Origin of the sequence: Oceanobacter kriegii DSM 6294, assembly GCF_000422845.1 — a bacterium.
In the GTDB taxonomy this organism is placed as follows: Bacteria; Pseudomonadota; Gammaproteobacteria; order Pseudomonadales; family Oceanobacteraceae; genus Oceanobacter; species Oceanobacter kriegii.
This window is the reverse complement of record NZ_KE383931.1, coordinates 372992-395665: the sequence shown is the minus strand read 5'-3', so window position 1 is coordinate 395665 and position 22674 is coordinate 372992. Positions and strand designations below refer to the sequence as shown.

Below are 22674 nucleotides of genomic sequence, written 5' to 3'. Positions count from 1 at the left end.
TTCAGTACTCCTGCCAGTAGCTGCGGCTGATGGTGTTCTGGCAGTTGTCGGTTTTCACCGTGACGGTGCCGACCGCCAGAATGGCTGAGTTGTCGCAGCTGCTGACGCTGTCGTCATCACTGTCGCTCTCTATGGCATCGGAGCTGCTGCTGTCACTGTCGACGTACAGTGGTGCCGACAAACCGGCAATGCCCGGTGCGTTGGTGTCGATGGTATCGACTTGCAGGCTAGCTTCCTGGTCGCCGTCGTCGTTGACGCTGTACACCAGTTGCAGGATGTAAAGGTCGGTGGTGCCAAGGTCGGTTTCGCAACTGCTGCTGGTGCCATCGGGCGGCAGGTACGAGGTGATGTAGGTGTAGCCGTTGAGGGTGGTGGCGTCAGTGAGGATTTTCTCGCCATCGCCGGTTAGCTGGTAGTACAAGCCGGTTTGCATCTGGCTGGCAGTTGCTGAGGAGAGTGAGCCTACTTCGGCGAGGTCTGCCCGTTCAACGGTGGTGTAACTTTCAGGCGCGGCGTCGGTATCGAAGTCGTTGATCACGTAGATGTTGTCGACGGTGGTGGTGTCGAGCGGGTGAGCGCGGTAACCCGAGCCAATGACGATTTGGTAGCGTCCGGCGGTGTACACCACGCCGTCTTCGGCGACAAAACTGCCGCTGTTTTGGTACGACACATCGGGTGTGGTGTAAAAGCGGGTGATGTTGGTTTCGGTGTCGTCTTCGCCGACGTCGGCAATCACGCCGCCGCTGGCAAAGCTGCTGGCCGAGTTGGAATCGCTGCTGTCCTGGGCCAGGTCAAAGCGCCAGATCCGGCCACCGAGATCGGCGGTGTAGAGGATATCGGCATCGCCGTCGTTGTCGGCATCCACCGGAACAATGTCGGCGACGATGGCGCTGGTCATCTCGGTCAGGTTGAGGTTGGCACCGGTGTTGGAGGCTTTCCACAAGAGTTCGCCGGTTTGGTAGTCAACCATATACACGGCGTTGCCCATGCTGTGTTCGGTACGCTGGTTGTTATCGTCTTCGGCTTCGTCATAGCCACCGCCAAAAAACAGCACGGTTTGCTGGCTGCCTTTCCACATAACAGTAACGGGCGTTAGTTCGGACCAGCTCTGGCCCATTTCTTCAAAGTCACCGCTACCTCCGACGATTTCCCAGGCAAGTTTGGGGTTGTCGCGGTCGGCTACATTGAGGGCATAGTAGTTTTTGCCACCACGCCGCATGCCAATGAACAGCAAGGCTTCTTCGTCGCTGTCGACGATATCGTCGTTGTTGCTGTCGACATGGTAGGACGACAGCTTGCCGTCCAGTCCGTAGGCCTTGCTGGTGTCGTCGTTGAAATACGACAGTGCACTGTCGAACAGGTCGGTCGGGATAAACGCAAAGCGTTCGGCCGGGTCGTCTTCGGCGGTGTCGATGGCGTGAAAATAGCCGGAGTTGGTGCCAACGAACAGGGTTACGTCAGGTTCGCTTTCGCCGCTGGAGGCGTTGGTGCGGGTGCCGTAGGTCAGCATCAATGGCTGGCTGTGCAATGGGTCTTCCATTTCCCGACGGGCACCGCCATCGGCAGAATCCGGATCGATGCCGGACAGCCACAGCAGGAAGTCGGCTTTGTCGTCGTCGCTAAGGTCACTGAATGCATCGAGGTCGTACAAGTCGGTATTGTCTGAAGTGATCCGGTTGCCAGAGGCGGTCAGGTTGTTGCTGGCAAAGTTGGTCAGCACGTTGCGGGCGCTGGCATCGTCCATTCGACGGGCGGCGCCGCCCAAGGTGACGTCCGAGCCGTCCGGTGCGTCTTCGGATTCGGTCCAGTAGCTGGTGGCGTCGTCGGCAAAGTAGCCGCTGTCTTCGTCGATGGCAGCGTCGCCATTGGCATCGTAAATGGTGCCGTCGGAACCGAGCCGGTAGCGTTTGATGTTACCGCGCCAGGCTGCTGTTTCTGACGGCTTGAAGACCGAGTAATACAGCTCGTCCAGGTGCTCCAGGCTGTTGAACGCGCTGACGGCTGCAGCGGGGGCTGCAAAGGTGCCCGAGGTGGCGGTGATGGTGGCGAATACCTTGTTCAGAGCCTCGGTGAGTGCTTCGGTGTCGTCGCCACTGCCGGAAATACCACCACCGTACTCGGCCATGGCTGCCAGTCGTTCTTCGTACTCATCGCCGATAAACCCACCAATGGTATGCACGTAGATGGGCTGATCGTCGTCGAGTTCTTCGCTGTTATCGGTGTTGTAGAGAAAGTAGGGCAGTTCTTCGGCGCAATCGCCGTCGGCACCGTTGCTACCGCAGGTTTCGGAAAAATCTTCATCTACCGGGAAGTCGGCGCTGGCGAGGGTGCTTAACCAGGTGCGGATTTGGCTGTCTGCGCCTTTGTCGCCGTTGGGTTCGCCGTCGGTGAATACCACAATGTGGTTTTTCTGGCAGGAGGCGGTGATGGGCGAAACGTAGTCTCCGCTGCCGTCGTGGGTGTCGTCCAGGTTCAGGTATTCTTCACAGCTGCTGGTGTCGGAGCTGTTGTCTGAATTGTCATCAGAGCTGTCGTTGTTATTGCCGTTTCCGTTGCCATTTCCATTATTGCCACCGTTGTTCCAACCTCCGTTGCCATTGTTGCTTCCGTTATTACTGCCGTTATTACCACCGCCGTTATTTCCGCTGTTATTACCATTATTCCAGCCTGCCACCCGTTGGTAGCGGTATCCATTGCTGCTGAATACCTGACGGCTGGGAGACACCACATAGTCTCCGCGGGTCACCACGTAGCCGTCTGATGTTGTGGGTACCGCTGGCTCGAGCGAGGCGTATTGCCCCATGCCAGAACCATGATTGAAGGCGCTGTCGGTACTGCTGCTGACCATGCATTGGTCGGTGTCATCGGCGTCGGTTGAGCCATAGGTCATGCTGCCGCCACGATAAAACTGCGCTATTTCGTAGAGGCTTTCGGTCAGCGGGGTGCCACCGGAGGCCGAGTAGTTGTCCAGAACGTTGCCAAGCAAGTCCTTGATGCCGTCGTCATCGATCGACAGCATGGGGGTCGACAGGCGTCCTCCCTCGCTATCGGTATTGAAGCGAGCCAGCGCAATATTGATGCCGCTGACGTTGTTCAACACATCGATGGCGGCATCCCTGACCACATCCAGACGGGAGCCGACCGACTGGCCGTCTTCGTACACGCTGGTTGCCATGCTGCCGGAGGTATCGAATAAAAACACCACGTTTGGTGGTGTATCGGTATCGCTGTTGGATACGTAAATTTCGGTGTCGTCGGCAAGGCAAGCCGGGGCTGCCAATAGCAACGCCAATAGATGGCTGGCGGCGCTTTTATATACAGTCACAGACTTGTTGCGGGTAATCATGGTCGGTCTCAATACTGGCTGCTGGCGTGGCCGCCAAAGTTGACGTAATTGATGGTGTTGGCAGCGCGGTCGACGCCAATGAAAATGATCGCGGGTGTCTTGCGAAGATAGAGCTCGCTGGCGCGTTGCAGGTCGATGGTTTGTTGGTACTCCTGCAGCTCTGTTGTGTTGGTCAGGCTGAAGCTTTGGGCATTACAGCCATCGCACAAGGCCACAGACAGCGCAGTGCCGGAGAAGGTCTTCAGGTTGGTAGCACTAACCTGATACTCCACGCTGTTCATCAGGTTGTCGGCCAAACACACGTGGCTGATTAACATCCAGGCCAGTAACAGGCCGTGTTGCAAAGCACGATAGCAATTCATCAGTTGGCCCCTGCGCCGGTGAGTGTGATGCCCTGTACCTGGCGCGAAACAATCTTGCCGTTGCTGTCGGTGGTGGTGGCGACAATCCGGAACGGGTAACGGCTGGTTTGGCCGCCGCTGCTGCCAGCGTTGCACTTCAGACAGTTGCTATTAATCGGGTGGGCGGTGTCGTAATAAATCTGTGTTGATACGGTACCGACCGCGCTCAAGCGGGTGGTGGAGGGCTGTGCCCAGCCGTATTGGCTGTAGGGGTTCAAACCAACGTTGTCGTAGCTAAGCTCGTCGTCACTGGTGCCGTTGTCGGTTTGGCTTTGGATGGCGTTTTTCTCTGAGCTGATCAGTGCCATCAGGTCGTCGAGGGCATCGGAACCCAGGGCTTCGTAGTAGGCGTTGAGGTTGCCGTAGGTGCGGTCAATGCTGTTAACGCTGGCGGTACGAACCTGCTGTTTGACGTTGTAATTGGTGATGGCGCGGTTTTGTAAGGTGGTTTCCTGCAAGGCGACACCGGCTGCAACGGTGAGCACCGTCAGCATGGCCAGGCTGATGATCAGGGCCGAGCCACGCTGTCGATTGCCACTGCGTGCGAATGGATAAGGCTCTGGCGACCGGCAGCCGAATAGCAAATCGATAGCTGGCGTGTGGGTAGTTGGCAAAAGGAATCCGTTTAATCGGCCGAAGGCAGACACCGTGGCTCTCCGTGGCACTGTTGGAAGTGTTGGGTTGAATGGAAATTATCGCCACAACGGCGCTGGGGCTGGATCTGAATTGCACAATTTTTGACAGGGCGACAGAACCCGACAAACGCCGGTGGGTAGAGGGTTTAAGGCGTTTGCTTGTGTCACCTCAACTACCAGGTTGACCAGCAGTTTTTATAGGTGTGTCAGTAATGGTTATTTTGATGCTGACAATGTCTGGGTGTGTCGTTGGTCAGAGACTGATGCACAGTGAACAAAGACCTGCAAATGAGCCTGCGCGACTTCTATACTGTTTAAGTGCTACACAGATTTGAGAATGGCCAAAACGGATGACCATATGGCGCGGGTGATTTTCGACCTTTACATCAGTGCAAGTGACTACCAGCAGTATTATTCGGGGGCGGTGCGCATGGTGCAGGTGGTGGCGTTGGATGGCAGAACGGTCCGGTTTCCGGCCAATGTGCTACGTGGGGTGGTGCGCCATGACGGTATTCGTGGACGTTTTGCAATTGATACCGATGAACAGGGCAAGTTCCAGCGCATTATTGAGTTGTCTCGCGTATAATCCCGCCAATTTTGAAATCATCTCCCCCTTTACAATCACCCCTCGAGGATTCCTATGGATTGGTACAGCGCCATTCGCCCCCTGTTGTTCAGCCTGAGTGCCGAAACTGCCCACGAAGTCAGCCTTGACCTGATGGGCGCTGCAGAGCGTCTGAAGCTGTTGAAATTCATGCTGCCAGAGGTCAAGGGCGAGCCGGTGGAAGTGGCGGGTATCCGTTTCCCCAACCCGGTTGGCCTGGCTGCTGGTCTGGACAAAAACGGCGATTACATCGACGCCTTGAGCCGCATGGGCTTTGGTTTTATCGAAATCGGCACCATCACGCCGCGCCCTCAGCCGGGTAACCCGCAGCCGCGTTTGTTCCGTATTCCTGAGCGTCAGGCCATCATCAACCGCATGGGTTTCAACAACAAAGGCGTTGATTACCTGATCGAGCGAGTGAAGAGCGCCAACTACACCGGCGTGCTGGGCATCAATATTGGTAAAAACTTCGACACGCCGGTTGAAAACGCCGTGGACGATTACCTGATCTGTCTGGAAAAGGTGTACCAATACGCCACCTACATCACGGTGAATATTTCGTCCCCGAACACACCTGGACTGCGTACCCTGCAATACGGCGATGCCCTGAAGGAACTGCTGCAACCGCTGAAAGAAAAGCAGACAGAACTGGCACCGCATTTTGGTTACAAGCCAATCTTCGTGAAAATCGCGCCGGACATGAATACCGACGAAGTTGGTCTGGTGGCCAGTGCGTTGGTTGAGTGTGGTATGGACGGTGTGATCGCTACCAACACCACGCTGGACCGCGATGGCGTTGAAGGTTGTGAAAACTCCAACGAGCAGGGCGGCCTGAGTGGTGCCCCGCTGGAAGAGAAAGCCACCGAAGTGCTGGAAAATTTGTGCAAGGCGCTGGATGGCAAGCTGCCAGTGATTGGCGTTGGCGGCATTACCGATGGCGCAGGCGCGATTGATAAAGTGAAAGCCGGGGCCGAGCTGGTACAGGTGTACAGTGGGTTTATTTACCGTGGCCCTGAACTGATTCGTGAAATGGTAGAAGCACTGGCCAATCACGACTGAGGTTTGACAGGCATAAAAAAGGCCCCTCTTGGGGGCCGCCTCCCGGGGTAGGAGGCTTGCTTTTTTTTGTCAGCCCGAAGGCTGGAAATCGATGCTGTTGAGGCTCAAAGAAAGTGGTTTTATTACCATGCCCTGGAGAGCCCCCGAAGATGGTTAGACAACCATCCGATGAATACCAGAAACGCCGGTGTATCCATCCCAGTGGTCTGCGCGTCCAGAGCGCCAACCGGCCAGCCAGGCATCCCGGAGAGCCCCATCTGGCGGAGCCAGATCTTTGGATTTCCGTTCAATGCCAGCGCGATAGCCGCGTGAGTAAGCTCGTTCTTGCAGATCGCGTTTCTGTTTTTTCATACGATGCATCCTCGCTTCAATTAGCAAATGATCGCTGCGGTCGTTCAGTTCAAGACGATCTTCAACAGCGACACTGGTGTTGTATCGCGAATAGACACCACTTGTTAACGATTTTATTTAAATAAAATGTCACTCGTTTGTAACGTTTGGCTATTTCGTCCAATAGGCATGAACTCTATGCAAGAAAACCAATCACTCCCGACCCGTTCCTGGCTGGCTGTATGCAGCAAGGGTATCGAACCCCTGTTAGCCGACGAAATCCGCGCGTTGGGTGGTGAGGTTGAACGCGAAACCCACCTGGGTGTGCACTGGCAAGGCACGCTGGAGACCGCTTACCGTGTGTGCTTGTGGTCCCGACTGGCGAACCGTCTTTTGATGCCGATGCTGGAAGAAGACACCGACAGCGTTGAAGCCATGTACGATCATGTGCGTAACATCGACTGGACCATGGTGTTCCCGTCCACCGCGACCTTCCGCATCGACTTCCACGGTCGTAGCCCGTTTATTAATAACACCCAGTTTGGTGCCCAGAAGATCAAGGATGCCATTGTGGACTGTTTCCGTGAGGAAGCAGGTTCACGTCCTAACGTCGATAAAAACGCCGACATTCGGGTGGAAGCCCAGCTGCGCAAAGGCAAGCTGGCCATCTATCTGAACTTCAGTGGTTCTGGCATGCATCGTCGTGGCTATCGTTTACAGCCGGGCCTGGCACCGTTGAAAGAAACCCTCGCCGCGGCCTTGCTGGTGCGTGCCGGTTGGCCCGAAATGGCCAAGGCGGGCAAGCATCTGGTCGATCCTATGTGTGGTTCCGGCACCTTGTTGATTGAAGCAGGCCTGATGGCCGCCGATGTAGCACCGGGTTTGAACCGTCAGGAGCATGGCTTTGAGCGCTGGCATGGCCACAACCGCAAGCTGTGGCTGGAGCTGGTGGAAGAAGCCCGCGAACGCCGTGCCGATGGCATTAACAGCATGAAGAACCGTTTCTACGGTTTTGATAAAGACGCCAAACAGCTGGACGCGGCCAGCGCCAACCTGGCGCGCTCCGGTCTGGCGGGTCTGATTCATCTGGAAAAACGCGAAGTCGAACAGTTGCGCATCAGCAAGGACGCCATCGAACAGGGCGGTTTGCTGATTACCAACCCGCCATACGGCGAGCGACTGAGCGAACTGCCGCAGCTGGCACCGCTGTACCAGCAGCTGCATGATGCGGCGATGCGTGTACCAGAGTGGAAGTTGGCGGTATTCACCGGCAATACTGATTTGGCCAAGGCCATTCGTCGTCCGTTTGCCAAGCGTTACAAGTTCCTGAACGGCAAGATTGAAACCCAGCTGCTGATGTTTGACGCAGCGGATGAACGTTCCAGCCAGCCGCAGGCATCGATGATTCGTGGTCCGGTGGAAGCCTTCGCCAACCGCTTGAAGAAAAACCTCAAGCAAATCGACAAGTGGGCCAAGCGCGAAGAGATCTTCAGCTATCGGGTGTACGACCAGGATTTGCCAGAGTACGCGGTAGCTGTCGATATCTACACCGATGCCCGTGATCCACTCAGTGGCCGCTGGTTGCACGTGCAGGAATACGTGCCACCCAAGTCCATTGATGAAGCCAAGGCCGAACGTCGCTTGCTCGACGTGCTGGCAGTACTGCCTGAAGTAACAGGCGTTAGTGCCGATCAAATCGTGCTGAAGCGTCGTGAGCGCCAGGCGGGTAAAAAGCAGTACGAGAAACAAAGCACCGATGGCGTTGCTCGTCACCGTTTCCCGACCCGCGAAGGTCAGGCGCAAGTGTGGGTGAACCTGAAAGACTACCTCGACACCGGTCTGTTTCTGGATCACCGTCCAACCCGTCTGGACATTGCCAAGCGCATTGCCAAACTGCCTGCGCCGAAGTTTCTTAACCTGTTCTGCTACACAGCAACTGCCAGTGTGCACGCCGCCAAGGCCGGTGCCATGTGTACCAGCGTGGATATGTCACGTACCTACCTGAACTGGGGCAAGGACAACTTTGAGCTGAACGGTATCAAAGCGGGTAAACACGAATTTATTCAGGCGGATTGCTTGCAGTGGCTGGCTGACTGTTCAGGTAAATACGACTTGATCTTTATGGACCCGCCAACCTTCTCCAACTCCAAGCGGATGGAAGGGGTGTTGGATATTCAACGGGACCATGTTCGATTGATTGAACAAGCCATGGCCTGTCTGAACCCGGGTGGCTTGCTGATCTTCTCGACCAACTTGCGCAAATTCGGGATGGATACGGATGCCCTGCAAGCAGGAGCCGCAGGCCCACTGAAGATTCAGAACGTCAGCAAGAAGTCGGTGCCGCAGGACTACGCACGTCGTCCGAACATTCACCACTGCTTCCATATTGAGCGAGCGTAATTGCATGGCCAATACGGCTGCCCATTAGTGGCAGCCGTATTTGTATGGCTGGATACTTTGGTGGTGCGCAGTGCACACCCTACAAATGGAAATGTAGTCAGCTTTAGGTTGGGCCGTGCCCAACGATTGCTGGGCGGGGCCCAGCCTACAATCATGTTGTCGACACCCGACACCCGACACCCGACACCCGACACCCGACACCCGACACCCGACACCCGACACCCGACACCCGACGCACTACACCCAACATGCGATCGGCACGCATCGCATTCCAAACCCCAAAAACGCACCAAAATAAACTCTAATTTAAATCTGGTGTTTTTATCTGGTGCATAAATTGAGTTTGTTCGGCGACTATAAACCCTCCGAATTCTTTTTATCTTCTATCAAGTGCCCGCCCGTGGTGCTGTATTTGCCTGAGGTGCCTTGTTTTGAGTCTAAATTGTCACTTCGGTATGTGACAAAGATGACAAAGTTGGTACACATCCTGCTAATACCAACCCCTGTAAGAGAATAAGCACTCTTAAAGTGCAAAAAGCGCTGGTGGTGACCCTTTCACTAACCAGCGAGAACGACATAACGAAACAGAGGGGAAATTCTTGTGGAAAGTCTGGATCTGACAGGCGTAAACAGCGCAGTTGAAACACTGATGTCTGGCACCAATACGCTCTTTATCCTGCTGGGCGCCATTATGGTGTTGTTGATGCATGGAGGCTTCGCATTTCTGGAGGTGGGTACTGTCCGCCACAAAAACCAGGTGAATGCACTGGTCAAGATTCTGACCGACTTCGGGGTTTCTACCCTGGCTTACTTCTTTATCGGTTATCAGATCGCTTACGGCAGCAACTTCTTTGCCGGAGCCAGTGAACTGACCGTAAACAACGGCTACGAGCTGGTGAAGTTCTTCTTCCTGCTGACCTTTGCTGCTGCAATTCCGGCGATTGTGTCCGGTGGTATTGCTGAGCGTGCCAAGTTCTATCCATTCCTGCTGGCGTCGTTCCTGATTGTGGCGTTTGTGTACCCATTCTTCGAAGGCATCATCTGGAACGGCAACTACGGCTTCCAGAGCTGGTTGGAAGAAAGCTACGGTGCGGGTTTCCATGATTTCGCTGGTTCTATTGTGGTTCACGGTGTGGGCGGCTGGGTTGCGTTCGCGGCTATCTACTTGCTGGGTTCCCGCAACGGTCGTTACCGCAACGGTAAGGTGGTAGCGTTTGCACCATCCAACATTCCATTCCTGGCGCTGGGTGCGTGGATTCTGACCGTTGGCTGGTTCGGCTTTAACGTGATGTCTGCCCAAACCGTGGATGGCATTTCTGGTCTGGTGGCTGTGAACAGCCTGATGGCCATGGTTGGCGGCACGTTGGTCGCTATGCTGGTTGGCAAGAATGACCCAGGCTTTATCCATAACGGCCCACTGGCTGGTCTGGTGGCTGTGTGTGCCGGTTCCGACATCATGCACCCAATTGGCTCTTTGGTCGTTGGAGGTGTGGCAGGTGCTCTGTTCGTGTACGTATTCACCTTGGCACAGAACAAGTTCAGCAAGTTTGACGACGTACTGGGTGTATGGCCGCTGCACGGCCTGTGTGGTGTGTGGGGTGCGATTGCTGCCGGTATCTTCGGTTCCGAAGCCATGGGCGGCCTTGGTGGCGTGAGCATGATGGCTCAGATCATCGGTACGGTTGCCGGTGTGGTGATTGCAGTGGGCGGTGGTTTCATCGTTTACGGTCTGCTGAAGGCAGTTGCTGGCCTGCGTCTGAACGAAGAAGACGAGTTCAACGGCGCTGACCTGAGCATTCACAAAATCAGCTCAACCTGTGATGACTGATCGTGACCGCCTGACGGCTGTTTAGAAATAATAAAAAAGCGCCCATAGGCGCTTTTTTATTGTCTGCAATTCACTTACAGCACGGATTCGAAGCATTCCAGCTGCGGCGGGCCCATATAAATGTCCTTGCGGGCACCGCCTGCGTTGGCGTGGGCCTTACGAAACGCTTCAGACTTGGTCCAGCCTTCAAAGGCGTCTTTCGACTCCCAGACGGAATGGGAGGTGAAGAGGGTGTATTCGTCGTTGCTGGCACCTTGCAGCAGGTTGAAGCTCTTGAAGCCTGGTACTTCGTCCAGGTAGGTGTCGCGGCTGCGCCAGATTTCAATAAAGTCCTCTTCGCAGCCGGGTTTGATTTTGAAGCGGTTCATTGCAATGTACATACAGACAGACTCCTTATAGCCCATGTTGAATCAGTGGATTTGACAGCAAAGTTTGGATTGTTTGCCAAAGCATCGCAGATTTTTGCAAAGAAGTTCAGGGCTGACTTTCGATGATGCCCTGTGTGTTTTACGCGACCCGTTTCCGGTTAATGGCATTTTCGAGTCGGCTGTCGTGAATGTCAGTAAACCTTGCCAGATTACCCGTCTAGTCTTTACAGTCCCTTACCCGAAAATGGCTCAACGACGGAGAAGTAACCCATGAGCATGGATCACTGGCTGACCATTCTGGCCAAGAAAGACGGTTCCGACCTCTACCTGAGTACCGGAGCACCGCCTTGTGCCAAATTCCAGGGGCAGTTGAAGCCACTCAGTAAAGAACCGCTGGGGTCGGGTGATATCGAGAAAATCGCCTATGCGCTGATGAACGATGCGCAGAAGAAAGAATTTGAAGAAGAGCTGGAAATGAACCTGGCTACCTCTAATGCCGCGGGTCGCTTCCGGGTCAATATCTTCAAACAGCGCCATGAAGTCTCGATTGTAGCGCGTAACATCAACACCGAAATTCCTAATCTGGAAAAGCTCAACCTGCCGCCGATTCTGAAAGAAGTGGTGATGGCCAAACGTGGTTTGATTCTGTTTGTCGGTGGCACGGGCTCAGGTAAATCGACCTCACTGGCGGCACTGATTGACCACCGTAATGCCAGCGCCGGTGGCCATATCATCACCATCGAAGACCCGGTGGAGTTCGTGCACAAGCACAAGCGTTGCATTGTTAACCAGCGTGAAGTAGGTACCGACACAAAAAGTTTCCATGCAGCACTGAAAAACACCCTGCGACAGGCGCCAGACGTTATCCTGATTGGCGAAATTCGTGACCGCGAAACCATGGAACACGCGTTAGCCTTCGCTGAGACCGGCCACCTGGCCATCTCGACCTTGCACGCCAATAACGCCAACCAGGCGCTGGAACGTATCATTAATATGTTCCCTGAAGAACGCCGTCAGCAGCTGCTGATGGGGTTGGGGCAAAACCTGCGTGCGTTCGTATCCCAACGACTGCTACGCACCGTCGACGGCAAACGCTGTGCGGCGGTGGAGGTGATGCTGGGTAATAAAACCATCGAAGACCTGGTGATGCGCGGTGACCTGCCAAGCATCAAGGAAGTGATGGAAAAGTCCGAAAACCTCGGCATGCAAACCTTCGATGGTGCACTGTTCAAGCTCTACATGGACGGTCGGATTTCTCTGGATGAAGCGATCAAAAACGCCGACTCGCCAAACAACCTGCGTTTGCGCATCAAACTGGCCGAAAACGACGGCGGCTTGCCCGACGAAAGCAAGGAAGGGGAATCATCGGCTATGGCGTTCAGCCTGATTATGGATGACGACGAGAAAGACGAAGAAGAAGAGCCACTGACATAGGGGTAAGTGTTGGGCGTGGCCTCAGGCACTTCAGGCAGCAGCCATAAGAGGGCTTTCTTGGTTAGCAATCAACCAGTCCTTCCTTGCCTTTCCATTGGATTACTGACACTGGCTACTGGCAGGATGGTTGCTATCTCCAATAACTGGTTGACGCACCAGGCGGCGCGTAGCTGATCGAGTGGTTTGGCGGATTGCAGCAACCTGGCCAGAGTCTTCAGGCCGATATCCTCGTAGCGCCGTGCCAGCTCAGCATGGGCTGAGGCCCTCGGTGGCTGGTCGGCGAGTTGATCCAGGCAGTGAATCAGCAGCTGCTGCAAGCGGCTAGTGCGCCCGCTTTGGCTTGGTTGGCTGCTGAGTTTGGCCAGCCATTGACTGAAGCGGGTTGGTCTATAACAGCTTTCCAAGGTATCGAAAAAGAGGCTGAACCAGCGCGTCGGCTGTTGCTCTGGGTTGTTTTGCTCGTCCTTATGCGCTGAAGATTCCTTGTCATGAGCTGAAGGCTCGTGCAGCTGAGTCTGATAGCGGCTTTTCGGTGGCTTCGGCCAGACGCTGTGAGGGAGACGCACAGCGCAAGGCGTCAGATGCACGCGCACATGGTTACGTTCAATACGTGCCACAATGAGTTCCGGCAAATGGCTTTCCAGTGCCATCAGGTTGATGATTGCCGGCTTGCTCAGGCTTGAGCTTATCAGTTCGAACGCCAGCAGGTGGCCGTCTCGATCGGCGTATTGCACGGTCAGGGTCTGGCTAGCTTCATCAAATTCGGTGCTGTGGCAAGCACTGGGCCGGAAGCAGAGAAATTCGGCCTGCCAGTCGATATCGTCGACCTTATCAATGCTGATCGGCTCGGCAGGCGCGAATGGCTGGTCGGACGTTACTGAAGCGGCATCCGGAGGATAAACGTGTGTGGCTTGCAGCCGCCGCAATCGGTTCCAGCCATTCAGCTCGGCGTTGTCGAGGGCCATGATGTTACCCATCCAGGCGCTGCCGGACGGCGCACCGTCGAGCCAGCCGCCGCTGTGCCAGGTCTGTTGAAAGTTCAACTCAGGGCTTGCCGTCGCCCGGCTCTCGGCCAGGGTCACAAACTGGCCTTGCGGGTCTTGCAGAATCAGAGTGACGCCATGGGCGCCGCTGTCATTGCGCCAGGGGTAGCCACCCAGTCCAATCAGCCGTTGCGGAGCCTGTTGCAGCGGTTTGAGCTGCTCCGGCTGGACTTGCTCCAGGCTGACCAGCAGTTTGGCCATGCTGACCAGAATGGCGCTGCGATCACGAATCCCCCGGCCACTGACATAACGCTCCAGCCCGCTGAGCAGCTGCTTCAGCGCGGCGCTGTTCATTCCCAGTCGCTGCATCGGTATCACCATGGCCTCCAGTTCCAGCAAGGCGCTGGGGCGCAGCTGGTCGATCCCTTGCATCAGCATGTGTTGCAGGTGATGACCAATCCGCTCACCCAGCCACCGCTGTGATTGCTGGCTGATGCCGGCCTGTTGCTGCTGTTCTGCGCTGAGCCAGTCTGGCCATTCAAAAGAGATCTGTTGCTGCTGGCAGTAAAGCCACACCGCCAGCAGACGCAGCGACTCGCTTTGTGAATGACAGATCAGATCGCCCAGATCGTGCGCCTTGCGGAAGTGAATCTCGTCCTGATGGATCTTTACCCGCACCAGGCCGCTCTTGGTCGTGCTGTCTGTTTGAGTCTCAATGCTGTAGGCCCAGCGTTTTTGGCTTTGCTTCCATAACTGACGGACTTTCGCCTTGCCTGCTGACTTCAGCAGGGCGGGAATATCGAGGCTGGGTGTCCAGGGTTGGCAGCCAGCTTTTTGGACTTCTACATCCGACGTCAGACCTCCGACGTCAGACGTCTGACTCTTGTTGTCCGCCACATACAAACAGACGGCGATGATGTGCTTGCACAGTCCGGAGGCGGCGCAGTCGCATTGGCTGAGATTGGGGTTGTCGCGGTTGATCTGGCCGTGCTGGCCTTCAAATTCAAAACTGTCGCCAGCAGCCAGGACCGGGCTGGCCTTGTCCAGTGCCTTGCGAGCGCGGCGCACCAGTCCTGGGCTGCTGAGGCTGGCGAGTAAATCGTCGTTCATTTTCTGAATCCCATGGCACGTGCCAGCCAGTCGGCAAACTGGTCCGGGCTGAGGGCGCTGATATCCATGCCCAGTTGTTGCAGCTGGCTGGTGGACTGGCTGTCGTAAAAGGGCGTCGAGTCGCTGGTCATGGCGGTCATGCCGAGCATGTTGATGCCGCTGTCGATCATTCGCGCTGCCTGGCCAATCATGCCTTGCTGCGGGCCGCCTTCACAGAAGTCGGAGACGGTGGCGACTACGGTGCGTTTGGGTTCGCTGACCAGTTGCTCGCAGTACTGCCAGGCCTGGCCGATCAGGGTGCCGCCACCAAGCTGGGTGCGTAGCATCACAGTGACCGGATCATCAGCGTGTTCGCTGAGGTCAACCACGCGGGTGTCGAACACCACCAGAGACAGCCTGACGGTGGGCAAGCGGGTCAGAATCCCGGCAATCACCGCCGAATAGATCATCGACTCGGCCATTGAGCCGGATTGGTCGATGCACAGGATCACTCGCCACGGCAAGCTGGTTTGCTGGCGTGAGTTGAAATATACCCGCTCGTAGCGCAGCCGTTCGCCATCGAAGTTTTTCAGGTTCTTGCGAATGGTGGTTTGCCAGTCGAGGTTGGCCAGCCGCTTGATCGGGCTGTGCGCCTGCCGGTTGAGGCGGCCGGTCAGGCTGTGGCTGAACACCGGCATCAGTTTGCGCAGCAGCTGTTCGACCACGGCGCGGATAATCCGCTCGACCTGATCCCGTAGCGCCGGGTTGTGATGAGCGTTGAGTTTCATCAGATGTTTGAGCAGGTCGACGCTGGGAGTGATCTTGTCGAGTACGCCGGGTTGTTTGAGCACACCGGTGAGGCCATAGTGATCCACCGCGTCCTGTTGTAGTTTGTCGTTGACGCTGCGCGGAAACAGCTTTTCGGCCTGCTCCAGCCATTGGATGATCTGTGGCTCGCCGCTCTCGAGGCCGGCAGACAAGTCAAACCCGCGCTCCACCAGTCCTTGCTGATAGAGGGTTTGCAGGACCTGATCCTGCCCCTGTTGTTGCGCGCTGAGGTTGGCGTTTAGGTCGTCGGCGTAGCGGCCCAGTACCAGTCGCCAGCGTTGTTTCAGTGGCTCAGCCATGCGTTCAGTCCTTGCTGGTCGAGGCGTTGTTGCAGTTGCTGTTCGAGCGCCATGCCCTGTTCGACGTCTTGCTCGGAGAGGCCTTTTTGCAGCCAGTCGAGCGGGTCGTCCCAATCATTGAGAGTGCGCAGCTGGCGGGTAATGCCGTCAATCTCGCGGGCGTCCATCCGGCTAAATAGCTTGCGCAGGGCCGGCAGCTGCTCGGTGAAGTGGTCGTCTTGCAGCTGCTCAAGCCAGTGGTTGAGTAAGTCCAGTAGCCCGGACGTTTGACGCAGCCAATGCGGCACGACCGTAATAAGGGCTTCGAGGATCGCATACCGCTCATTGACGCCCTGACTGTGAACCTGTTGCAGCAGGGGGCCGGCGTCAGCGCCGCTCAGTTCCACTTCCAGCGCTTGCAGGGCAAACCACATCGGCAGCTGGTGGCGGTTGTGACTGATCAGCCAGTGCAGGCGCTCCTGCCACGGCTGGCGCAGTTCCTCTTCGTGCTGACGAGCGATGCCTTGCAGCGCAATCAGTAGTTCCAGTGCTTCGCCCATATCGAGCTGATTGAGCGCTGCCAGATGAAAGCCCAGTTGCTGCCACAACGCCCGATATAGATCATCGAGCGGCTGCTCAGTAAACAGTGGATGGCGTGACAGCTGGAAGATTTGCATAAAGCTCTGCGACAGCGTCTTGATGTCGGTGCAGTCGTGAATCTGCTGATACAGCGGTTGCTGCGGCAGGTGTTGATGCAGATCCATCTGCATGGCCTGTTGCAGCAAGGTGATGCTCTGGCTCAGGTTCTGCCGGGGCCGGTTCAGCAACTGGACGATGGCAACGCGTTCCAGGGAGCTGCCGTTGCGGCCCAGATTGGCCAGTCGTACTTCCACCGATGGCGTCCATTGGTAGCTCCAGGATTCACGTTTCTTGTTGGCGCTGAAGCTGTAAAAGCTGCCCGGCCCACCGGATGGCGAGGCAAATCCGGCGTCGACAAAGGCCAGTCGGCACAGCAGTTGGCGGCGTTTGGTGGCGGAGTCGTTGATATCCAGCAGATCAAAATGGCACTGGCCGGCGGGGCCGACTTTCAGTCGGCTGGCACGGACCTGTTGCAGTACTTCGTCGACCAGAGGTAGGCCGGGCAGGCCTTCCGGCAACTCGCCAATGGCATCACCTCGCAGCATCTGTTGCCAGGGCTCCAGGGCATCGGCGGTGAATTGCTGTTTGACCAGACAGCTGGTCAGCGAGTCGAGCAGGTCGTTGCTGCCGGGGCGGTCGAGCTGGCGCAGCAGACACAGCTGTTGCAGATGGTGAATGACGTTTTGGCGCTGCCCCAGGGTCAGACCGAGTTGCTTGAGCAGAAACAGTATCCAGTCTTCAGCAGTGCTCTGGTTCTTTTTCAGTCGGTCGGCCAGTTGCCAGCGGCTGAAGGCAGGCCATGGCATTCCGGCAGCGTAACCGGAGGCCGGATGCAGCAGCTCGTCACTGTAGCGTACCAGTACGGCAGTCTGACGCGGGTCGGTGGCATTGGGCTGGTCCAGCGCACTGGCCGGAATCGGCGCGCTTTCGTCGGCAAAGTCGAACAGCGCTGGGGTATGGAAACCGCCGGTCAGTACGGCGATACGATCGACCTGTTGGCGGGCGTCGCGAATATGGGCGCGCATGCACTGTTCGCGGGGCAGGTCGCCGAGCTGTTGCAGGGATTCTTCATCGTGACAGGCACGGCTAGCGGCGCAATACAGCATGACTTGCAAAAAGAAATCGTTGGCACTGGCAAAGTCGCGGCATTCAAACAGCCGTTGCCAGACTTCGTCCTGCGAGCGGCAGCCCAGTTGCTGTTGCAGCTGGCGGGTGTATTCGGAGCCGAGCAGCCGGCTGTCGCTCCAGCGATTGCCGCCGTCGCTCTGATTGCCGCCGTCGCTCTGATTGCCGGCGCGCTCGGGTTGGTCGAGGTCGATAAACCAGACAGGCACCTGATGAGCGGCGGCCCAGCGAATGGCCTGCCACTCCGGGCTGTTTTCGGCCATCGGGTAGTAGCTCTGGTGCTGATACAGCGCCAATGGTGGCCGCACCTCATCGCCTTGCAGCAGCGGCAGCTGGTCGACAAAGGCCATCGGCGCTTCGATCAGTACCATTTGCGGTTGCTGGCGGTCGAGCTGCTCGATGGTCATGGCGGCACAGGCCGGGCTGTGATGGCGTACCGGCAGCCAGCTCAGGCCGTCGTTACGCAAAAACGCTGCCCGACAGTCGGCCAGATACTGGCCAATATCCTGTTCGGCTAATTCATCCACAGGGCTTTACCTGCCGTGAAGAATTCTTTCCAGCTGGAACGTTCACGCACCACTACATCCAGATAGTGCGCCAACTTCTTGATGTCGTCCGGCTTGTCCTTGATCAGGGTGCCGTGCATTTGCTGCACCAGCTGGGCGGTGCTCATCGGCTGCTGCCAGTAGAGGCTGTGCAGGGCACAGGCGTGGACGATGTTCACCGCTTCGGCGGTCGATAGCGTGGCTTCCAGTGCCTGTGGGCCGCTACTGTGGCGCAGCTCGTGGAACACCTGAACCAGCAGTTCGACCAGATCGGCGTCGAGCGGATGCTCGCTGCCATTGTCGGCCAATCGCTGTTGCACCTGGCTCATGATCAGGGTTTTCTCCATGGCGGCATCCTGAATCACCGGCACGGTTTCGAAATTGAAGCGGCGCTTGAGGGCGCTGGACATGTCGTTGACGCCACGGTCGAGCAGGTTGGCGGTGGCGATGACGTTAAAGCCGGGCTTGGCCTGAATCGCAATGCCCAGCTCGGGAATGGTCAGGGTCTTTTCCGACATCACCGAAATCAGCACGTCCTGGATTTCCTGCGGACAGCGGGTGATTTCTTCCAGTCGCACCAGCTTGCCCTGTTCCATGGCTTCATATACCGGGCTTTTCAGCAAGGCTTCCAGGCTCGGCCCGCCGGACAGCAGCAGGGCGAAGTTCCAGCTGTATTTGATCTGTTCTTCGGTGGTACCGGCGGTGCCCTGAATCAGTAACTCGCTGTGGCCACTGATCGCAGCGGTCAGCAGTTCCGACAGCATGGACTTGGCGGTGCCCGGTTCACCGACCAGCATCAGGCCATTGTTGCCCATCAGGCTGACGATGGCGCGCTCAACCAGCGCATCGTCGCCATAGTATTTGCGGCTGATACCATGGGCGGCATCGCCACAGATAAAGCGGCGCACCGCCGCGGCCGACAGCGCCCAGCCCGGTGGGCGTGGGCCGCTGTCTTGTTCACGCAGGGTATCCAGTTCCTGTTGGTAGCGCTGTTCGGCGCGTTCTCGAATGACGTTTACCACGGCAGTTTTTTCTCCCAGTCCGGGTCGTGAGTGGCTTTGGCGGCCACGGCTTCGTAGTCGATGGCAATGGCGTTGAGCAGGTTGGCGGGCAACTCGGCCAGCGGGATGTAATCTTCTTGCTGGTACCAGCAACGACGCTTCGACAATTTAACTACCTGCATGCTGTAGATGGCGGCGCTGACCTGCTCTTCTGGCAGACAGTTACCGCTGAAGGTAAAAATCACCTTGAGGCCGAGGCTGTCGAAGTTTTTGGTGTATTCACCAAACCAGCCGCCGTCTTCGGCATGACCGCGTTCGTAACCGGCTTTGGTAAGCACGCCGCGTACGGTGAAAGCGTCGGTCATGTAGCCATGGTAGTGATCGATTTTACGCTGGCCTAGCTTGAAGGCGATGTGTACTGATCCAAGCTGATCGAACAGCGGCTTGATCTTGTAATCCTTGAGATGCTGTTGCCAGGCTTTGACATCTGCGGCATCTTGCTGTGCCAGTGCCGCCGCGCTCAGCAGGCGGATGCGGCTGTCATCAGGTACGTTGACTTCGTCATCATCGAGGTTGATGAATTCGTCGTCCTCTGTGGGGCGGAAGCTGACCCATGCTCCGTCGATCTCCACTTGCCAAAGCAGCCGTTGCAGCAGGCGGTTCATCACCGGGTGCTGATGCAGGTATTGCAGCCAGTCGTTGCTGTGCCATTCGCGGTCAGTGATCATGGCTTCGTAAAGCCGAGCCTGTTGCTGTTCGACCACTTGCTTGAGTTCTTTCTTGCTATTACCGAACCATTTTTTGGCTTCGCTGATGGCTTCCTTGTCATCGTCCTGGCGAGGCTGGGGCAGGGCTTTGATGACTTTGCCGTCGGGGTTCAGCAATTGCAGCTTGAAGTTATCATCGAGCTGGATGGCGAGGGTGCGACTGCCGTAGTCGAATTCGGTCGGGCCATGCAGCTGCTCCAGACCGGCCGTCTGAATGGTGCGGTCGGCCAGTTCGTCGGCGCTCCAGCCATTGCGGCTGGCGATGTTGTCGATCAGCCTGCGGGCCAGAGTCTGTACCGAGGCGGTGCGGTAACGGCGGGCGATGCCAAGCACAAACTGGATTATGGCTGGGTCGTCGGAGTCACCGACCGCGGCTAGCATGGCTTCGATTTGTGAGCGACGCTTGTAGTGCTCTTTCATAAATGGCCGGATCAATGCCAGCAGCTGCTGGCTATCGCCGCGTTTGGTCAGAGCCAGCAGGCCTTTTTCTTTAATGGCTGAACCCAGCAGGTTTCCTTTGCTGTTACGATATAGCTCGTTATAGGCGTCTTGTTCGGTCTTGTTGGCATAGTCCGCGCCCCAAGTGGAAGAGGCCCACCGCTGATATTGCTGATACTGAGCTGCCTTGCCTTTTTCGGCAATGGCATGGGCTTCTTCATCGGTTGGGCAACGGGTGTCCTGATGGATAAACGCCGACAACAGGAAATGCCCCAGGGTTTTCTGGCTGTTCTCGCTCAGCAACGTTAAATAGCTGTCCAGCAGCGCATTGCCTTCCGGCTGTTTCAGTTTCACTGACAGTACCACCCACCAGAACAACAGTGGCTCTGGCACTGGGCTGCCGTCGCTAAAAGTCAGCGTCGGCAGTTGCGCGCGAGGGAACCATTCCATGGATTTGGGCGGCGCTTTGCGCAGTCCAGCGTCGGCTTCTTTTTGCAGCAGTTCCAGTGTCAGGAATTCGCTGATGTCATAGCCGCTACGCTGCAGGGCATCGATGATCAGCGCCTGGGTTGGTGCGTCTTTTTCTTTCTTCAGAGCTTGCAGCAGAGCCGGTTGTGATTCTTCAAGGCCGAGGCGACCAAGCCACTGGATGATGTCGGCCCGGAGGGCTTTTTCACGACTGCCAAGCATCCCCAGTACTCGTGGCAGGTCGATACCCAGCACGTCGATGGTCTCGAATGCGGCCCGGCGAACGTAGCGGGATTCATGCAGGCAGAGGTCGTAAAGTGCGTTGTTCCAGCGTACTGGCAGCTGCGGAAAGCACTGCAGTAATCGCAGGCTGCTGATGATGAGATCGTTGGCGTCCAGGCGAACTGTATTGGCGCACTGGCCCTTGAGGCCGTCGTCAATGATCGACTCGTGTTCTGCGAGATATGGCCATAGTTGTAACTCAAGCAGGTAGTCGGGTAGGTCGTCGCTGGAAAATAGCAGCGCTTCGACGGATTGTGGCTCAATGCCTTCTTCGGCGGCAATGGCCACCAGTTGACGAAAGTCGCTCAGTTCACTCAGCAGCCGAGGAAAGTCCGGCTGATGGCGCAAAAATCCCCAGTATTGATTATGGTTACCCAGTAAACGGAACAGGTGGCGTAGATTGGCATCCGGCTGCTGGCTCAGACTGGCGTTTCTGATGATGGTGTCCAGCAACTGGTTGGTTGGCCGTGCTTCTGACTTGGCCAGCCAGTTGATGACTTGCTGCAGGTCTGCATCGGTAATGGCTTGCAGTTTGACCAGCGTCTCTTGGGCTCTTTCAAGATATTGAATTTCGTATGGGCGAGGGTTATCTGACTGCTCGATATAGCGCTGCTGGTTTTCAATATTGGATTCGGTGTAACGAATACGCTGCTGGAGGGACTGTTGCAGTAGCCTGAACCAAGGGGCCGGGACTTCCTTGCTGAGCTCAACGGTTTCGAGAACCGGAATTTGCCATTCAAATGGTGTGTCATCGGCAGGCTGTTGGTGATTGGCAAGCCGCTGCAGGGCTTCACACACTTTGGGCGCTGTCTCTGTTGCCAGCAGTTGGGTCAGTAGTGGCTTGCAGTCAGGATGCTCTGCCGCTGCGTTGACCCAGTATAGCCGGGTGGTTGCATTGACGGACGACCAGGCTCTTTGCAGGTGCTCGGCCAGCGCTTGCCCAGGTAGTTTTGGTATTTCCAGTAGGGTGGCCTGACGGACGCTTTTGGCGCTGTCGGCGGATAATTGCAGCAAGGGTGCAATAAAGCTTTCAGCCCTCTCGCCCTGTTCGGTTTGTAGCTGCTTGCCCAGCAGGCCGGCCAGTGTTGCCCGGGCACTGACATGCAGGGCTTTGAGGGATTGTTGCCAGTCCGGGTTACAGCTCAGAGTCAACCAGTCGGTGGTATTTTGAAGGTGCTTACGCAGCTTACCGTTGGGCGAGTAATAGCGGTTGGCATTTTCCAACAGCCAGGTATCCAACAGCATTGGGTCCTGCTGGTATTCCTGCAGGGTCGTTACCAGAATGTCGCGGCTGATTGCATCGTAATGCTCTGCCACTATGGCAAGCATTTGCGCGGCCCAGCCATCAGGACGGTCTGCCATGTGGCTGAAACTACGGTAGTCGTAGTAATGGCCAGCGTACATTACCCGTCCCAGCCGAACCCAAATAGCTGGTTGAGCGCCGCTTTCGGAGGCGAGAAATTCTTTCAGGGCTTGCTCAACTTTTTTGTGCTGATTGGTCAGTTCATCGGGAAAGCCGCCACGGCTACTGCCGGGATACAAAGGCTTGTGCTGCCTGGTCACCTGTTGTTCGAGATCCGCCAGGGCGGTTGCTGGAGCGCCGGTCAGAATATAACTGGCAATGGCCTGGCCAAGTCCGGCCCGGTAATACTCTATCGTGGTACAGGCGGTATTGAGCAGCGCCAGGCTGTCGCTTTGGCTGAGTGATGGGGTTAGTGCTTCTGACATGCTGAATCCTTGCTTGAAAACTCCTGTTGGAGCTGAAATTTGGTTGCTGATGCATTGTTCATCAGAACCAGCTGATTGAACCTGTATGGTCTGACACA

Annotated in this window: 15 protein-coding genes; 5 read left to right on the top strand and 10 right to left on the bottom strand. The window is 56.5% G+C overall.

Going from position 1 to position 22674, the window contains the following annotated elements:
• Position 1: 1 nt before the first annotated feature.
• The 3 genes from G516_RS0115120 to G516_RS0115110 are packed head-to-tail and all read right to left on the bottom strand — an operon-like array spanning position 2 to position 4361.
• Positions 2 to 3346: a PilC/PilY family type IV pilus protein gene (locus G516_RS0115120; RefSeq protein ID WP_028294349.1), complete on the bottom strand. Its 3345-nt coding sequence runs from the start codon at positions 3344 to 3346 to the stop codon at positions 2 to 4.
• 8 nt (positions 3347 to 3354) lie between these two features.
• Positions 3355 to 3708 carry a hypothetical protein gene (locus G516_RS0115115; RefSeq protein ID WP_028294348.1) on the bottom strand — a complete coding sequence of 118 codons (354 nt, stop codon included), beginning with the start codon at positions 3706 to 3708 and terminating at the stop codon, positions 3355 to 3357.
• Complete coding sequence (locus G516_RS0115110; protein WP_156879058.1) at positions 3708 to 4361, bottom strand: pilus assembly PilX family protein; 654 nt, start codon at positions 4359 to 4361, stop codon at positions 3708 to 3710. The genes G516_RS0115115 and G516_RS0115110 overlap by 1 nt, the downstream gene beginning before the upstream one ends.
• 358 nt (positions 4362 to 4719) lie before the next feature.
• Between G516_RS0115110 and G516_RS0115105 the strand changes: the two genes are divergently transcribed.
• Complete coding sequence (locus tag G516_RS0115105; protein ID WP_245582677.1) at positions 4720 to 4968, top strand: DUF2835 domain-containing protein; 249 nt, start codon at positions 4720 to 4722, stop codon at positions 4966 to 4968.
• A 54-nt stretch (positions 4969 to 5022) separates the two neighbouring features.
• A complete protein-coding gene (locus G516_RS0115100) occupies positions 5023 to 6045 on the top strand; it encodes a quinone-dependent dihydroorotate dehydrogenase (RefSeq protein WP_036536723.1) in 1023 nt (340 codons plus the stop codon).
• Positions 6046 to 6198: 153 nt separating this feature from the next.
• Here the strand turns inward: G516_RS0115100 and rmf are convergent, their stop codons facing one another.
• Positions 6199 to 6396 carry a ribosome modulation factor gene (rmf, locus tag G516_RS0115095; protein ID WP_028294344.1) on the bottom strand — a complete coding sequence of 66 codons (198 nt, stop codon included), beginning with the start codon at positions 6394 to 6396 and terminating at the stop codon, positions 6199 to 6201.
• Between the two features lie 177 nt (positions 6397 to 6573).
• Between rmf and rlmKL the strand changes: the two genes are divergently transcribed.
• Positions 6574 to 8775, top strand: a complete 2202-nt coding sequence (rlmKL, locus tag G516_RS0115090) for a bifunctional 23S rRNA (guanine(2069)-N(7))-methyltransferase RlmK/23S rRNA (guanine(2445)-N(2))-methyltransferase RlmL (protein WP_028294343.1) — start codon at positions 6574 to 6576, stop codon at positions 8773 to 8775.
• 616 nt (positions 8776 to 9391) lie between these two features.
• Complete coding sequence (locus G516_RS0115085; protein WP_211225137.1) at positions 9392 to 10603, top strand: ammonium transporter; 1212 nt, start codon at positions 9392 to 9394, stop codon at positions 10601 to 10603.
• A 74-nt stretch (positions 10604 to 10677) separates the two neighbouring features.
• Here the strand turns inward: G516_RS0115085 and G516_RS0115080 are convergent, their stop codons facing one another.
• Positions 10678 to 10983 (bottom strand): antibiotic biosynthesis monooxygenase family protein, encoded by a 306-nt coding sequence (locus G516_RS0115080; RefSeq protein ID WP_028294341.1) that lies wholly within the window; start codon positions 10981 to 10983, stop codon positions 10678 to 10680.
• A gap of 258 nt (positions 10984 to 11241) precedes the next feature.
• Between G516_RS0115080 and G516_RS0115075 the strand changes: the two genes are divergently transcribed.
• Positions 11242 to 12405 (top strand): PilT/PilU family type 4a pilus ATPase, encoded by a 1164-nt coding sequence (locus G516_RS0115075; protein ID WP_028294340.1) that lies wholly within the window; start codon positions 11242 to 11244, stop codon positions 12403 to 12405.
• 68 nt (positions 12406 to 12473) lie between these two features.
• Here G516_RS0115075 and G516_RS0115070 read toward each other — a convergent pair whose 3' ends face one another.
• From G516_RS0115070 to G516_RS24050, 5 genes are read right to left on the bottom strand one after another with little or no spacing between them, the layout of a single operon-like run.
• On the bottom strand, positions 12474 to 14498 hold the full coding sequence (locus tag G516_RS0115070; protein WP_028294339.1) for an SWIM zinc finger family protein: 2025 nt from the start codon (positions 14496 to 14498) through the stop codon (positions 12474 to 12476).
• Positions 14495 to 15604 (bottom strand): VWA domain-containing protein, encoded by a 1110-nt coding sequence (locus G516_RS0115065; RefSeq protein ID WP_028294338.1) that lies wholly within the window; start codon positions 15602 to 15604, stop codon positions 14495 to 14497. Before G516_RS0115065 ends, G516_RS0115070 begins: the two co-directional genes overlap by 4 nt.
• Positions 15589 to 17874, bottom strand: coding sequence for a DUF5682 family protein (locus G516_RS0115060; protein WP_028294337.1), 2286 nt, complete (start codon positions 17872 to 17874; stop codon positions 15589 to 15591). Before G516_RS0115060 ends, G516_RS0115065 begins: the two co-directional genes overlap by 16 nt.
• Positions 17862 to 18914: an AAA family ATPase gene (locus G516_RS0115055; RefSeq protein WP_084645098.1), complete on the bottom strand. Its 1053-nt coding sequence runs from the start codon at positions 18912 to 18914 to the stop codon at positions 17862 to 17864. Before G516_RS0115055 ends, G516_RS0115060 begins: the two co-directional genes overlap by 13 nt.
• Complete coding sequence (locus tag G516_RS24050) at positions 18908 to 22576, bottom strand: DUF4132 domain-containing protein (RefSeq protein WP_051219480.1); 3669 nt, start codon at positions 22574 to 22576, stop codon at positions 18908 to 18910. The genes G516_RS0115055 and G516_RS24050 overlap by 7 nt, the downstream gene beginning before the upstream one ends.
• Positions 22577 to 22674 lie beyond the last annotated feature (98 nt).